Raw genomic sequence first — 14,612 nt, forward strand, 5'->3', positions numbered from 1 at the left:
GCCGACGGCTACTGAGGGGGCTGGTGCGGCGGCTGCGGCGCGTACGGAGCCTGCTGCTGGTACGGGGCTGCCTGCTGAGGCGGCGCGTAGGGCTGGGGCCCGTTGGGCTGGGGCTGACCGTACTGCTGCGGCTGCTGTGCGTACGGCTGCGGCTGCTGCCCGTACGCAGGCGCTTGCGGTTGACCGTAAGGCTGCTGTTGACCGTATGACTGGGGCTGACCGTACTGCTGCGGCTGGGCGTACTGCTGGGGCTGCGGCGCGTACGGGCTCCCCGGCGGAACAAGCCGCACCCGCCCCGTCTGCTCGGTGAGCGGCACGAACCCGCTCGCCTGCAGCCGCTCCCCGCACTCGCGGCGCCACTTGCGCCGCAGCAGGAAGCTCACGCCCGCCACCGCCAGCGCGACACCGAGCAGCGCGCCCCAGTACACCGCCACATCAGGAGTGCGCAGCATCTGGAAACCGACGACCGCGAAGGCGATCGGGACGGCGGCAAGACGGCGCTTCTCGTTCTGTCCGGCGTACATGTCGAACCGGATCCGGGTCCGCAGCAGTTCCGGGACCTCGGCCGGCAGCTGTGGAAGCGGGCCGCCGGCCTGCGGGGCGTGCTGCGCCCAGGCCTGCTGCGCACGCTGCTGTGCGGCCGGGTCGGGATCGGGGACGAGCAGCATCTTCAGGCCCTGCATGGTGAAGACGACATCCGCGTACTGATAGCCGAAGCGCTCGGCGAGCGCCGCGAGCCGGGAGAGCTTCTTCACCGACCCCCAGTAGCTGGTCACCTCGACCGGCTGACCGTAGGCCATCGTGTTCAGCATGGTGCGGATCTGTCCGCTGGTACTCATACCGCTCCCCCTCATGTGCTTGCGCCACCTTCGCACACGCACACCGAACCCCGACAGCCTCCCCCACCTCACTCATCCCACCCGACCCACTCGTCCTACCCGTCCCGTCCGACCCGTCTAGGACAGAATCCGGCCTAGTTCCTCGCTACCTTCGAAGACGTCGCCGATCCCGGCAGGCGCTCCGTTCCGCGAAGGGACTCAGCCATGAAGCACACCGCACCCCGGGGCTACACCTCCGTCGCACCGTGGGTCGTCACCGACGACACGGGAGCGCTGCTCGACTTCATCACCGCGGCCTTCGACGGCGAGGAGCTGGCCCGGGTCCCGGTCGAGGACGGCACCATCGGCCACGGCGAGATCAGGGTCGGCGACACCGTCGTGCTGGCCTTCGACCGGCGCCCCGACTGGCCGGTGATGCCCTCGCTGCTGCGGATCTACGTGCCGGACGCGGATGCCGCGATGGCGGCCGCCGTCGCCGCGGGCGCCGAGGTGATCACCGGACTCTCGGACAGCGCGTGGGGCGACCGGGGCGGCCGGGTGCGTGATCCCTTCGGGAACATCTGGTGGGTGGTCAGCCGGGTCGAGGAAGTGGATCCGGAGACATCCTGGCGGCGGATGTCCGAGCCGCCGTACGCGGAGTCGATGCGGAGCGCGCAGGAGACGCTGGACGCCGCGCTCAGCGGCCGGACGGCCGGTATCTCCAGCGCCCCGGTCCGCCCGGCCGACTGAGCCCGGCGCAGGACAACGGCGAGCGTCACTCCCCGAGTACCGCCATCGCCGCATTGTGCCCGGGAATCCCGCTCACCCCACCGCCGCGGACGGCGCCCGCCCCGCAAAGCAGCACATTGGCGTGTGCGGTCTCCACGCCCCAGCGGCCCGTGCCTTCCTGTGCGTACGGGAAGGCCAGGTCGCGGTGGAAGATGTTGCCGCCGGGCAGGCGCAGGTCCCGCTCCAGGTCCGGCGGGGTCTTCGCCTCGATGCAGGGCCTGCCCTGCGCGTCGGTGGCGAGCACCTCCGCGATGGGCTCGTCCAGATACGCGTCGAGCTGGGCCAGCGTGGCCTTCAGGAGTTCCTCCCGTACGGCGTCGTTGTCCTCGGTGAACAGCCGCGCCGGCGTGTGCAGACCGAAGAGCGTGAGGGTCTGATAGCCGAGGGCGAGGAGGTGCTCGCCGAGGATGCTCGGGTCGGTCAGCGAGTGGCAGTAGATCTCCGAGGGCGGCGCGGAGGGCAGCGCGCCGGCCGCCGCCTCGCGGTACGCGGGGGCCAACTGCTCCTATCCCTCCGCGACATGGAAGGTCCCGGCGAAGGCCTCCCCGGGGTCGACAGACGTGTCGCGCAGCCGGGGCAGCCGCTTGAGCAGCATGTTCACCTTGAGCTGCGCACCCTCGGCGGGCGCGGGCGGTGTCTCGCCGAGGAGCTCGGCGAGGGCCTGCGGTGAGGCACCGACCAGGACGTGCCGGGCGGCCACCGTGAACTCGTCCGCCTCGCCCCGGCAGGTCACCTCCGCCCGCACCCCGTCCGTCTCGATCCGCGTGGCCTCGTACCCCGTCGCGCACTCCGCGCCCGCCGCTCGCGCCGCCTGCGCCAGGGCGTCGGTGAGTGCGCCCATGCCGCCGACCGGCACATCCCAGGCCCCCGTACCGCCGCCGATCACGTGATAGAGGAAGCAGCGGTTCTGCCGCAGCGACGCGTCGTGCGCGTCGGCGAAGGTCCCGATCAGAGCGTCGGTGAGCACCACTCCCCGTACGACATCGTCCTGGAAGTACTCCTCGATCGCCGCGCCCACCGGCTCCTCGAACAGCATCCGCCAGGCATCCTCGTCATCGACCCGCGCGCGCAGCCCCTCGCGCGTGGGCAGTGGCTCGGTGAGCGTCGGGAAGACGCGCTCGGCGACCCGGCCCGTCAGCCCGTAGAACTTCTCCCAGGCCGCGAACTCCCGCTCCCCGCCGGTGAACCGCCCGAACGCCTCCCGCGTGCGCGCCCTGCCGCCACCGACAAGGAGTCCGGTGTCCTGCCCGGCGCGCCGGACCGGCGTGTACGAGGAGACATCGCGTCCGCGCACCGAGAAGTCGAGGTCCAGCTCCCGCACGATCTTCCGCGGCAGCAGACTCACGAGATACGAGTAGCGCGAAAGCCGCGCGTCGATGCCCTCGAAGGCATACGTGGAGACCGCGGCCCCGCCGGTGTGCCCGAGCCGCTCGACCAGAAGCACGGACAGTCCCGCACGGGCCAGGTAGGCGGCGGCGACCAGTCCGTTGTGTCCGGCGCCGACGATCACGGCGTCGTAGGCGCGGCGTGCGGGCGGGGCTCCATGTGCGGTCATGGCTCTTCGTAACACGAGGTGCCCGGGGAGGGCGAGCGGTCGGGCGCGCCTCGGGATGCAGCGCTACCCGGTCCCCCTCGGAAGACCGCACTACCGGCTCCGCTTCGTCAGGACGCACTACCGGCTCCGCCTCCGGAGACCGCGCCGCCGGCTCCGCCTCCGGGGGCCGCGCCACCGGCTCCGCCTCCGGGGGGCTACCGCGTCCCCCGCTGCTGCCGCCGCGCCGCCACCCGCCGGTAGAGCTCGACCGCCTCGGCCCCGCGCCCCAGCTGTTCCAGGCAGTGGGCCTCGTCGTTGCGGCTGGCGAGGGCGTCGGGGTGGTCGGCGCCCAGGACCCGTTCGCGGGCGGCGGCGACCCGGCGGTACTCGACGAGCGCGTCGCCCCAGCGCCCCAGCCAGCCGAGTCCGACGGCGACCTCGCGGCGGCTGACCAAGGTGTCCGGGTGCTCGGGGCCGAGCACGCGCTCACGGACCGCGCAGACGTCGCGGGCCTCGTCGAGCGCCTCCTCCCAGCGGCCCATGCGGCCCAGGTTCACGCCCAGGCCGTGGCGGGCGCGCAGGGTCTCGGGGTGGTCGAGCCCGTGCACGCGGGCGCGGTCCTCGACGAGGTCGCGGTAGAGGGTGAGCGCCTCTGCGCTGCGCCCGAGCCGGCCGAGGCTGATACCGACCTCGTAGCGGGCGGCCAGCGTGTCGGGATGGTCGGCGCCGAGTGCGGTCTTACGGGCTTCGGCGACCTCGCGGTAGGTCCCCAGCGCTTCGTTCCAGCGCCCCAACTGCCCGAGCGCGTAGGCGACTTCGTAGCGCGTGACGAGAGTGTCGGGGTGCTCGGGACCGAGGACGCGTGCACGGGCGGTGGCCACTTCACGCGCCATGCGGAAGGAGTCCTCGAGCCGGCCGAGTCTCGACAGGTTGAACGCAAGGTTGTGCCGGCAGCGCAGGGTGTCGGGGTGGTCGGGTCCCAGCCTGGGGTTGCGTTCGCGGGAGGCGAGTACGGCGAGGTACACCTGGTGCGCCTCGAAGTGGCGCCCCAACTGGCCCAGTACGTAGGCGACTTCCTGGCGGGCGGCGAGCGTCTCGGGGTGATCGGTGCCGAAGGCGCGCTCCCGCCCCTCGGCGACCCGGGTGTACTCGCGCAGCGCGTCGCCCGCGCGCCCGGTCCGGCTGAGCGTGAAGCCGACCTCGTAGCGGCTGGCGAGGGTGTCGGGGTGGTCGGGCCCCAGCACGTGTTCGCGCTCGGCGGCCACCGCGCGGTGCACCTCGCCGGCCTCCTCCCAGCGGCCGAGCCGGCCGAGGCTGAGTCCGGCGTTGTGCCGGCCGGCGAGTACGGCGAGCAACTCCGGTGAGGGCGTCGGCCGTTCGGGCTCGGAGAGGCGTCGTTCACCGCGGGTGTCACTCCGTGGGATCCACTCGCCGGTCAGGCCCGCCGCCGCGTCCGGCGGGGTGGTGCGCAGCGCGGCGGACCCGCCGGCCTTGTGCCCGGTGGTCATCCCGCGGGTCCAGGACGGCAGGCGCGGCTCGTTGGACGGCGGCTGCTCGGGGCGGCGGGTGGCGGGCACGGGCTGCGCGGGGATGCCGGTGACGCCAAGGCCGGGGACGCCTCTGCCCTCCGTGACACGGCGGGCCAGTTCGCGGGCGTCGCCGGGCCGCTCGTCGGGGCTCTTGGCGAGCAGGTCGAGCACGATCCGCTCGAAGTACTCGGGCAGTTCGGACCGGTGGCTGCGCAGCGGCTCGGGCTCGGTGTCGCGGTGGCCGACGAGGACGGCCCAGGCGTCGTCGAGGTCGAACGGCGGTGCGCCGGTGGCGATCTCGTACAGGACACAGCCCAGCGAGTACAGATCGCTGCGGTGGTCGACCTGCTGGCCGCCGATCTGCTCGGGCGACATGTAGTGCGGGGTGCCCATCGCGATACCGGTGCCGGTGAGCCGTGAGGTGAAGCCGATGTCGGCGCCCAGCCGGGCGATGCCGAAGTCGCAGATCTTCACCGTGCCGTCGCCGAGCCGCATGATGTTCGCCGGCTTGAGATCGCGGTGCACGATGCCCTGGTCGTGGGTGTACGCGAGGGCGTGCGCGACCTGTTCGGTGATGTCGACGATGTCGGGAACGGGCAGCGGGTGCTGCCGGTTGTCCTCGAGGAGCTGGCTGAGGTTGCGGCCTTCGAGCAGTTCCATGACCAGGTACAGGACGCCCTCGTGCTCACCGAAGTCATGGACGACGGTGACCCCCCGGTGCTGCAGCGCGGCCGCGACCCGCGCCTCGCGCCGGAACCGCTCCCGCAGCACGCGTGTGAACGACGCGTCGTGCTGCGGCCCCATGGGCTTGAGGCATTTGACGGCGACGCGCCGCCCGAGCGACTCGTCGCGGGCCCGCCACACTTCGCCCATGCCGCCGCGCCCGATCAGATCGAGCAGTCGGTAGCGGCCCTGGATCAGCCTGGTCTCCCCCACCTCTGGCATGTCGTGCTGTCGCCCCCGTCGTTTCGCTACGCCCTCCCCGGCCCGTCCAGTATGGCGGCGCGCCTGCGGAGTTTGTACGGTGCCGGACGGCTGCCCGGGCCGAGTCGCTCCATGGCGCGCAGGATGTGCTTGGGCGGTAGCTGCCAGCGTACGCGGGCCGGAATGCGGCGCAGCAGGACGCCCGCGATCCGCAGCCGCCGGTCCGCAGTCTTCACCGAAGGACCTCTTCGGCCGTACAACTCCTGCGCATACGGCGGCAATGCGGCATACGCCAGGTTCGCCACGCGTCGCCAGATGAGTGCGCGCAGCGGCACGAGCAGGGGATGGGTGGGCGGCCGCCGCAGGAAGTCGTCGACGTCGCGCGCCTCGGGGCCGGCGGCCAATTCGGGGCGCACCCGTTCGAAGTAGGCGGTCAACTCGGCTTGATTGGACGGGACTTGCTCCGGATCCAGGCCCAGGAGCCGAGCGTCCACCCGGTGCTCGTCGATGTAGCGGTCGACGAGCGCGTCGTCGAGCGGGAATCCGGATCTGCGCGCCACGTGCACATACGAGTCGATCTCGGCGCAGTGCACCCAGAGCAGCAACTCCGGCTCGTCCACCCCGTACACCTCACCGGTGCCCGGATCGGTCGCCTTGAGCATCCGGTGGATCCGCCGCACCCGGGCGCCCGCCTTCTCGGCGGCCTCGGTGGTGCCGTAGCTGATCGTGCCGACGAAGTTCGCGGTCCGCAGCAAGCGCCCCCAGGCGTCCTTGCGGAAGTCGGAGTTCTGCATGACGCCCCGCACAGCCCGTGGATGCAGCGCCTGCAGGTACAGCGCCCGCACCCCGGCCACCCACATCATGGGATCCCCGTGCATCTGCCAGGTCACCGATTCGGGTCCGAACAACCCGGGATCCGCCTCCCGCATACGCCCCACCTCCGCTGTCAGATTAGGCGCAGCCGGGGCGCCCGGGTCAGTCGCAGGCACGATCCGAGGTGCCGGGCACGAACTCCAGGGGCGGCAGCTGCGAGGAGACGAACATCACGAGGTCGTCCTCCTGCAACTGGATGTACCCGGCCATGAAGTTGAAGGAGGTGTGCCGGCCCGCGTTCTTGTCGGGCGGCACGGGCGAGGCGAGGTCCGTGCGCACCGCGCGCAGGATCCACGACTTGCCGGCGAAGCGGGTGCTCTCGGCTCCGCAGTGGGAGAAGAGATCGTGCGGGTACCAGGTCCCGGTCCTGGGGTTGTCCGGCCCCTGGACCGGGTCGAGGTCGTCGGCGGGCTTGCGCGGGGGCAGTGTCTCTTCGTCTCCGGGGTACGAGGTCGGGGTGGACCGGGCGCGTTCCGCGCCGAGCGAGGTGCCGGGTGTACCGGTGGGGTTGTCCGCGCAGCCCGCGAGGAGCAGGGCGGCCGGCAGCGCGAAGGCGGCGAGTATGCGGCGGCGTTTCATGCTCCAAGGACGCGGCACCTACCCGTTTCGTTCATCCCAGGGGACCGCTATTTGCAGGCGAGATCCGTCTCCCCTGGATGGAGTTCGACGGGTGGCAGCTCGGCGGAGGCGAAGACGGCGACATCCGGGCTATCCAGCTGGATGTAGCCCGCGAGGACGTTCTGCCCCACGGCCCGGCCGCCCTGTTCGACCGGCAAGGCCAGGTCCGTCCGCACGGTGCGCACCAGCCAGGTGCGGCCCCCGAACTCGGTGCTGTGCAGGCCGCAGTGGGAGTTGAAGTCATGCGGATACCACTTGCCCGGCTCGGGGTTGCGCGGCGCCTTGGCCGGTTCCCCGCCGCTCACGTCACCGGCGTCGCGGGCCGGCAGCGAGGCCTCCGGTCCGGACGCGGCTCCTGGGCCCGACGCCGCCGCGGAGGCGGCACAGCCGGTGAGGAGCAGCAAGGCGGGCAGAACCAGGGTGGCGACGCCACTTCTCCGTCTCATGCCTCTTGGACGCCGACCGCCCCCCTTTCGTTCGGCGCCACGCGGCAGTTCGCGTCACGCCTGCGCCACCGCTCAGGTCACCGCCGCACCCAACGCCAGGAACCCGCAGATCAGCACGAACAGAATCGCGAGCAACGGCCAGACGAACCGCAGGTACTTGTCGTAGCCGACCTTGGCGAGGGCCACACCGCCGATGGTCACGGCCGTGGTCGGCACCCACAGGTTCATCCAGCCGCTGGCCGCCGCCCAGGCCGTGACCACCACGGCCCGCGAGACGCCCGCGAAGTCGGCGAGCGGCGCGAGGATGGGCATGGTGAGCGTCGCGTGCCCCGAGGTGGAGGGGATCAGGAACGCCAGCGGCAGGTTCACCACGAACACGATGATCGCGAACAGCGCGGACGACGTGCCCTTGACCACGCCTTCGATGGAGTGGAGCACCGTGTCCGTGATCTTCGAGTTGTTCATGATCACGGTGACGCCGCGGGCCAGCATGATGACCAGCGCCGGCGAGATGAAGTCCGCCGCGCCCTGGATGATCGTCGAGCTGAGCTTGGGCTCGTTCATCCGCGCCACGAGGCCCACGAGCACGGCCGCGACCAGGAAAAGGGCGGCCAACTGCGGGAAGGACCAGCCCAGTTCCCAGCCGTACGGCGTGGCGTCGGCCTTGCCGCTCAGCGCGCTCGACCAGGGCACCACCGAGAAGATCATGAACGCGAAGACCAGGCCGACCATGACGAGCACGCCCTTGTGGAGCCGCGTCAGCTCGGGCGGCTCACCGACGGTGGCCTGCGCGGCTTGCTCCCGGTCCCCGGGCTGGAAGCCGCCGATCGACTTGGACGGATCCTTCTGTACGCGCTTGGCGTACCGCACCACGTACGCGATGGTCACGGCGGTGAGAACGATCCACATGGCGAAGCGCAGCACGATGCCGTCACCGAGCGAGATCCCGGCGGCGGACGAGGCGACCCCGGTCGCGAACGGGTTGACCGTCGAGCACATCACTCCGACCCCGGCACCGAGAATGGCCGTGCCCACGGCGACCATCCGGTCGAACCGGAGCGCGAGCATCATGGGTACGAGCAGTCCGTAGAACCCGAGAGTCTCCTCGGCGAACCCCTCGACGGTGCCGAGCAGCGAGAACACCACCATCACGCCCGCGATCAGGAGCGCACCCCGGTCCCGCAGCCGGTGCGCGAGGCGGGCGATCCCGCGGTCGAGCGCGCCGGTCGCGAACACCACGGTGATGAACGCGCCGATGGCGAGCACGAACAGGAACACGCCCGCGCTGCCGTACAGCGAGCCCACCATGTCCGGGCCGACCTGGCCGGTCTTCTCGTCCTGCACGCCGTACAGACCGTTGACCGGCGCCAGGAACAGGTCGTTGAGCCGGTCTACGAAGGACTGCCCGGACGGGACTCGGTGGTACGTGCCCTCGATCGGGCCGCCGTCCTCGTTGCGGTCGTACTGCCCGGCCGGAATCAGGAACGCCAGCAGCCACACCCCGATCGTGACGATCGCCAGGATGGTGAGGGCGCTCGGGAAGGTGAACTTCCGCTTCTCCGGCTCCTGTTCGGGCGCCTGGGTGTCGGTGGAGCTCACGAGGTGGCTCCCGGTGCACCCGTACGGCCGCGGAAGTCCTCCGCGTACTCGGTGACGAAGGCCGCCATCGCGACGACGGTGTTGCGCAGCTCGGAGAGCAGGACGCGCTCGTTGGGGGCGTGCAGATTGCACATGCCGTCCTGGGCGCCGAAGAGCAGCACTTCGGCGTCGGGTGCGGCCTGGGCGAGACCGTTGACCAGCGGGATGGAACCGCCGGTGGCGACGTAGCCGGCGTCCTTGCCCCAGGCTTTCCGCAGTGCGCTGCGGGCCGCTTCGTAGGCCGGTCCGCCGGTGGCCGCCTCGTATCCGGGCCCTGTGTCGCCGGGCGTGACGGTCAGTTCGATGCCGAAGGGCCGCTGTGCCCGCAGATGCTCGACGAGTTTGTCGCGCGCGTCCTTGGGGTCCTGCAGCGGGTGGAACCGCAGGTTGAGCTTGGCGCGGGCGTACGGCACCACCGCGGACGCCGCGTGTTCGACGCTCGGGGCGTCCAGGCCGATCACGGTGATCGCGGGCCCGGACCACAGCCGCTCCCCCAGCCCGCCGGACCCGATCAGCGGCAGCCCGTCCTGGACGCCGGCGAGCGAGCGGAACTCGTCCTCGGTGTAGCCCGCCCCGCTCCACTCGTCGCGGCGCAGACCGGGTACGGCGACATCGCCCTTGTCGTCGTGCAGGGTGGCCAGGGCCCGAAGGAGCACGAGCAGGGCGTCGGGCGCCGCCCCGCCGAACTCGCCGCTGTGCCGGGGCTCGTCCAGGGTGCGCACCTCGACGACGACCTCGGCGGGGCCGCGGGGACCCGGCGGGGGCGGCGGGGGGCCCCGGGGCCGAGTGGCGGGGGGGGGGATGGCCAGCGCGTCGCAGGCGAAGCGTTCGGGGTCGGTGGGCGGATAGTCGTCGAAGGGGCTCCCGTACTCCTCCTGCCCCTCGATGATCATCTTGATCCCGACCGGAGGGCGGCCGCCGAAGACCCGGAGCATGCCGAGGTGGGCGATCACATTCGACTTGTCGTCGGCGATCCCCCGCGCCCGCAGTCCGCCACCGGGGTCGTCGGTGGGGGTGGGCACGAAGGGCGGGGACAGCCAGGAGGACTCGTCGCCCGGCGGCTGGACGTCGTAGTGCCCGTAGAGGAGCACGGTGGGTGCGCCGGGGTGGGGCGGCGGGATGTGCGCGTACACCGCGGGGGCCGTGTCCGGCAGGTCGAGCCGCTCGATGTGCTCGACGCCCGCTCCGCGCAGCAGCTCCACCACCAGGTCATGGGCCTGTTCGAGCGGTTCGGGCGGGAAGCCCGGGAACGCGATCGAGGGGATCGCGGCGAGCTGTTCGAGGTCGGCGCGCAGGCCGTCCATCAGCCCGTCGACCGTGGCCTCCAGAGTGCCGATCTCCATGGTGCTGCCCCTGACTGTGGCGCGGACGTACTTCGACGCCACACTTCCCGACCGCTCGGGGGCTCGCATTCCGGGCGGGGCAGGCGTGTGGCGCCGCCCGGCGGCTCCGGGCCACCACCGCTTCCCGCCCAGGCGGGGGCCCCGCCCCGCATAGCGCTGTACGGCGCCGGGAGCGAGGCCGCCGCCCATGTGAAATCCGGGGAAATCGGCGGCAACCTTTGTGCTCGCGGCGGTCACTGAGCAGTGCACCATCGGCTCGACATCACGGACGGACGGACCATGACCACACCGAGACAGGCCGCGCGGCAGCGCAGACACCGACGCAGGCTCATGGTCGGCGCCGCGGCGGCGGTGATCAGCGCCGGCCTGCTCGCCTCCCTGCTCATGGCGCTGCTCCCCGGCGGCGACTCCGGCGCACGGTCCGCCGCGAGCACGCCCGCGGGCGCCACCACTGCCGCCGGGAGCGGAACCCCGACCGCCGCGACGCCGGATGCGACCAGCTCCCCCGCCCCGAAGGCTTCCGCGAGCACCAAGCCGGCGCGCCCGTCGCCCACCGCGACAGCGCGGCCCTCCCGAAAGCCCGCCACGGTCTCGCAGGCGGGCCGGATCCGGCCCAACACCCCGTACAAGGGCGTGGCCACCGCGTACGAAGCCGCGGACGGGGACGGGGCCTGCCTGTTCGGCCCGAGCCCCGATCTCATGATCGCGGCCATGAACACCACCGACTACGAGACGGCCAAGGCCTGCGGCGCCCATGTGCTCGTCCGCGCGGCCAACGGCAGATCCATCACCGTACGTATCACCAATGAATGCCCACTGCCCTGCGCGCCCGGGCAAATCGACCTCAGCCAACAAGCCTTCGCCCAGCTCGCCGACCTCAAAGTCGGCCGGATCCCCATCACATGGAGCCTGGTGAGCCCCGGCACCTCGGAAACGATCTCCCTGCGGTACAAGACGGGCTCGAGCCGCCACTGGTGCGCCGTCCAGGCCATCGGCCACCGCAACCCCGTGGCCGGGCTGGAGATCCGGACCCCGGACGGCTGGCGGCGGCTGCCCCGTACCGCGTACAACTACTTCCTCTCCGAGAACGGCAGCGGGTGCGGCGGCACCGTCCGGCTCACCGACATCTACGGCGAACGGCTGACCGTCACAGGGATCGCGGTGCGTGCGAACGTCGTGCAGCCCACCGGGGTCCAGTTCGCCCGCCACTGATCCGGCGCTTGCCCGTGCTGTGGCGAGGACCGCGGCGGCAGTCCGGCGTGCCGGCACACACGTCAGCCATGATCCGGCCATTTACCAGCCTGCTCCGGGCGATCAGCCGGCCGCCTCCCCCGCAGGGTTCGATCCCGGGCAGCAGCGCGTTCTGTCCCCGATCGTCACTTCACTCCCTCCCGCGGTCAGTTGACGTTGGCGCGAAGGCGGTGCCCGGCCTTCCCGGCGGACGGGCGGTCATGGTTAGGCTGCCGTCATCGGGTCGGGACCCCGCCACAAGCACCTGTCGTGCACTGTGACGAGAGGACCCTGCGCATGCCCGAGCCCGCGGGCCTCGGCGGCCTTCTGCGGTCGGCTGCCGACCTGTTGACCAGCCCTCTCGGGCTCGACGACTACCTCGGCCTGCTCGATCCGCTGCTCTGTGCCCGATGGCCGGCCGGCCGCGTGACGGCTGTCCGGCCGGAGACCGCGGACGCCACGACGCTCTCCATCAGGCCGGGCCGCGGTTGGGCGGGGCACCGAGCCGGTCAGTATGTGCCCGTCGGCGTGCGGATCGACGGCACGTGGCACTGGCGCACCTACTCCCTCACCTGCCCTCCGGGCGGAAAAGGCGGGCTGCTGACGATCACCGTCAAAGCCACGCCGGGCGGTCGCGTATCCCCACTTCTGGCCCATGGAACTGAGCGTGGTGACCTGCTGCGACTCGGCCCGGCGCAGGGCGACTTCACCCTTGCGGATCCTCTCCCGCCCCGGCTGCTGATGGTCACCGGCGGAAGCGGCATCACCCCGGTCATGGGTCTGCTCCGCTCACTGACGGGTGCCGGGGGTGAGGTCGCACGGCCGGCAGTGACTCTTCTGCACAGCGCACCCGGCCCCCGCGAGTCGATCTTCCGCGGCGAACTGCGGGCCATGGACAGGACGTTGCCGTGGTTTCACCTTCATGAGCATCACACCCGATCAGGCCCCGAGCACACCGGTCATCTGACTCCGGAGCACATCGCGCGTCTGTGCCCGGACTGGCGCGAGCGCGAGACCTGGGTCTGCGGTCCCACCGGGCTGCTCGACTCGGTGACCGACCACTGGAGCAAGGCGGGTCTCGATGGCCGGCTCCATGCGGAGCGGTTCCAGCTCGCCCCGGCCTCGCCACCGAGCCCGAAGGGCGAGGCCGGCAGCCGGGTGCTGTTCACCCGTACCGGAGCGGAGGCCGTCGCGGACGCCTCGACCCCGCTCCTCGCGGTCGGGGAGGCAGCGGGCGTGCGGATGCCGTACGGCTGTCGGCGCGGCATCTGCTTCGGCTGCCTCACCCCTCTGACATACGGACGCGTACGCGATCTGCGCAACGGCGAACTGAGCGACCGCACCGGCCAGTTGATACAAACCTGCGTCTCGGCTGCGGCCGGGCCGCTGGCCCTCGATGCCTAGCCCGCAAGGAGCTTCCATGTCCGCGACCGTCACCGCGCCCACTGAGACCATGCTCGGCAAAGAACTCAGTACGGCCTTCGGCGAGGAACTCGACCGGATACGTGCCGATGTTCTCGCCACAAGGGGCGGCGAGGACGCTCGTTACATCCATGCCGTGATCGCCGCTCAGCGGGGTCTTGAGGCGGGCGGGCGGCTCGCGCTGACCGTCTCGATCCTCCCGCCCGCCTGGTGTGCGGGCACCGCCATGCTCTCCCTCGCCAAAATCCTGGAGAACATGGAGCTGGGCCACAACATCCTGCACGGCCAGTGGGACTGGATGGGCGACCCGGCGATCCACTCGGCTACCTGGGAGTGGGACTTCCTCACGCCGGCCGAGGCGTGGAAGCACACCCACAACCACCTGCACCACACCTGGACCAACGTCGTCGGCCGCGACCGCGACCTCGGGTACGTCGTCTTCCGGATGAGCGGCGAACAAAGCTGGCGCCCACGCCATCTCGCCCAGCCGCTCTACAACTTCGCGCTCGCGCCCCTCTTCGAATGGGGTATCGCGCTGTACGACCTGGAGCCCGACCTCGTCGCCTCCGGCCGCAAGCCGCTGCGCACCTTCGTCGCCGACCTCACCGGACTCATCGGCAAGGCCGCACACCAACTCGCCAAGGACTACGTACTGTTCCCCGTCCTCGCCGGTCCCTCCGCGCTGCCCTGCCTGCTCGGGAACCTCACCGCCAACACGGTGCGCAACCTCTGGTCGCACACCATCATCTTCTGCGGACACTTCCCCGGCGACGTCCGGACCTTCAGCGAAGAACGAGTCCACAGCGAGACACGAGGCGAGTGGTACCTGCGGCAGATCCAGGGCTCGGCCAACATCAAAGGCGGCCGCCTCTTCCACATCCTCAGCGGGCACCTCGGCTATCAGATCGAGCACCACGCCTTCCCGGACCTGCCCAGCAATCGCTACGCGCAGATCGCGCCGCGGGTACGCGCCCTCTGCGAGAAGTACGACATCCCTTACGTCACCGGCCCGTTGTGGCGGCAGTGCGCCTCCACCTGGGGACGCATCCTGCGCTTCGCCGTGCCGCTCCACTGAACCGGACCGGAGACCGCCGCGCGTCGCCCTGGGACGGGCTCTGAGAGCCGGCGGACTGCGCAGCGCCTCACTTGGTACAGGGTGGACCTATCTGCAACCTCTGGGCAGGACTACCCTGTTGAGTGAAGCCCGAGCCCCCGGCAGCGACCCACTCCCTCGAGCTCGCGACACCAAGCGAGCCGGGACCCTTCGCGCGGGAAGGCCCGCCGTGATCCTCTTGTTCGCCGTCACTGCCGTTGTCCTGTTAGTCCTGGGCTTTGTCAACGCACTGTGGTGGGTTGTCGGAGCCGTACTGATCTTCGCGTACTTCCACTACGGCCGCCGCGGGCCAGGGCGCCGTGCCCGCGAGGAGGAATCCGAGCCCGGAGGGTAC

General features: G+C 71.4%; 11 protein-coding genes and 1 pseudogene. 4 read left to right on the forward strand and 8 right to left on the reverse strand.

What is annotated here, in order from left to right; genetic code table 11:
- Nucleotides 1–8: 8 nt before the first annotated feature.
- A complete protein-coding gene (locus JAO81_RS04760; RefSeq protein ID WP_233414927.1) occupies nucleotides 9–839 on the reverse strand; it encodes a hypothetical protein in 831 nt (276 codons plus the stop codon).
- Between the two features lie 204 nt (nucleotides 840–1,043).
- Here JAO81_RS04760 and JAO81_RS04765 point away from each other — a divergent pair, with 204 nt between their 5' ends.
- Complete coding sequence (locus JAO81_RS04765; protein ID WP_199546481.1) at nucleotides 1,044–1,568, forward strand: VOC family protein; 525 nt, start codon at nucleotides 1,044–1,046, stop codon at nucleotides 1,566–1,568.
- 25 nt (nucleotides 1,569–1,593) lie between these two features.
- Here JAO81_RS04765 and JAO81_RS04770 read toward each other — a convergent pair.
- From JAO81_RS04770 to JAO81_RS04800, 7 genes and pseudogenes are all read right to left on the reverse strand, one after another.
- Nucleotides 1,594–3,162: pseudogene (locus JAO81_RS04770) on the reverse strand (phytoene desaturase family protein).
- A gap of 194 nt (nucleotides 3,163–3,356) precedes the next feature.
- Nucleotides 3,357–5,606, reverse strand: a complete 2,250-nt coding sequence (locus JAO81_RS04775) for a serine/threonine-protein kinase (protein WP_199546670.1) — start codon at nucleotides 5,604–5,606, stop codon at nucleotides 3,357–3,359.
- A 35-nt stretch (nucleotides 5,607–5,641) separates the two neighbouring features.
- Complete coding sequence (locus JAO81_RS04780; protein ID WP_199546482.1) at nucleotides 5,642–6,523, reverse strand: oxygenase MpaB family protein; 882 nt, start codon at nucleotides 6,521–6,523, stop codon at nucleotides 5,642–5,644.
- 46 nt (nucleotides 6,524–6,569) lie between these two features.
- Nucleotides 6,570–7,046, reverse strand: coding sequence for a hypothetical protein (locus JAO81_RS04785; RefSeq protein WP_199546483.1), 477 nt, complete (start codon nucleotides 7,044–7,046; stop codon nucleotides 6,570–6,572).
- A gap of 47 nt (nucleotides 7,047–7,093) precedes the next feature.
- On the reverse strand, nucleotides 7,094–7,531 hold the full coding sequence (locus tag JAO81_RS04790) for a hypothetical protein (RefSeq protein ID WP_199546484.1): 438 nt from the start codon (nucleotides 7,529–7,531) through the stop codon (nucleotides 7,094–7,096).
- Between the two features lie 72 nt (nucleotides 7,532–7,603).
- Nucleotides 7,604–9,130: a YfcC family protein gene (locus JAO81_RS04795; protein ID WP_199546485.1), complete on the reverse strand. Its 1,527-nt coding sequence runs from the start codon at nucleotides 9,128–9,130 to the stop codon at nucleotides 7,604–7,606.
- Nucleotides 9,127–10,512 (reverse strand): M20/M25/M40 family metallo-hydrolase, encoded by a 1,386-nt coding sequence (locus JAO81_RS04800; RefSeq protein ID WP_199546486.1) that lies wholly within the window; start codon nucleotides 10,510–10,512, stop codon nucleotides 9,127–9,129. The genes JAO81_RS04795 and JAO81_RS04800 overlap by 4 nt, the downstream gene beginning before the upstream one ends.
- Nucleotides 10,513–10,791: 279 nt before the next feature.
- Between JAO81_RS04800 and JAO81_RS04805 the strand changes: the two genes are divergently transcribed.
- From JAO81_RS04805 to JAO81_RS04815, 3 genes are all read left to right on the forward strand, one after another.
- Nucleotides 10,792–11,724: an expansin EXLX1 family cellulose-binding protein gene (locus JAO81_RS04805; protein WP_199546487.1), complete on the forward strand. Its 933-nt coding sequence runs from the start codon at nucleotides 10,792–10,794 to the stop codon at nucleotides 11,722–11,724.
- A 363-nt stretch (nucleotides 11,725–12,087) separates the two neighbouring features.
- Nucleotides 12,088–13,146, forward strand: a complete 1,059-nt coding sequence (locus JAO81_RS04810; RefSeq protein ID WP_199546671.1) for a ferredoxin reductase — start codon at nucleotides 12,088–12,090, stop codon at nucleotides 13,144–13,146.
- Nucleotides 13,147–13,162: 16 nt separating this feature from the next.
- Complete coding sequence (locus JAO81_RS04815; protein ID WP_374194260.1) at nucleotides 13,163–14,239, forward strand: fatty acid desaturase; 1,077 nt, start codon at nucleotides 13,163–13,165, stop codon at nucleotides 14,237–14,239.
- The last annotated feature ends 373 nt before the right edge of the window (nucleotides 14,240–14,612 follow it).

It is taken from the genome of Streptomyces sp. N35 (assembly GCF_016464295.1).
In the GTDB taxonomy this organism is placed as follows: Bacteria; Actinomycetota; Actinomycetes; order Streptomycetales; family Streptomycetaceae; genus Streptomyces.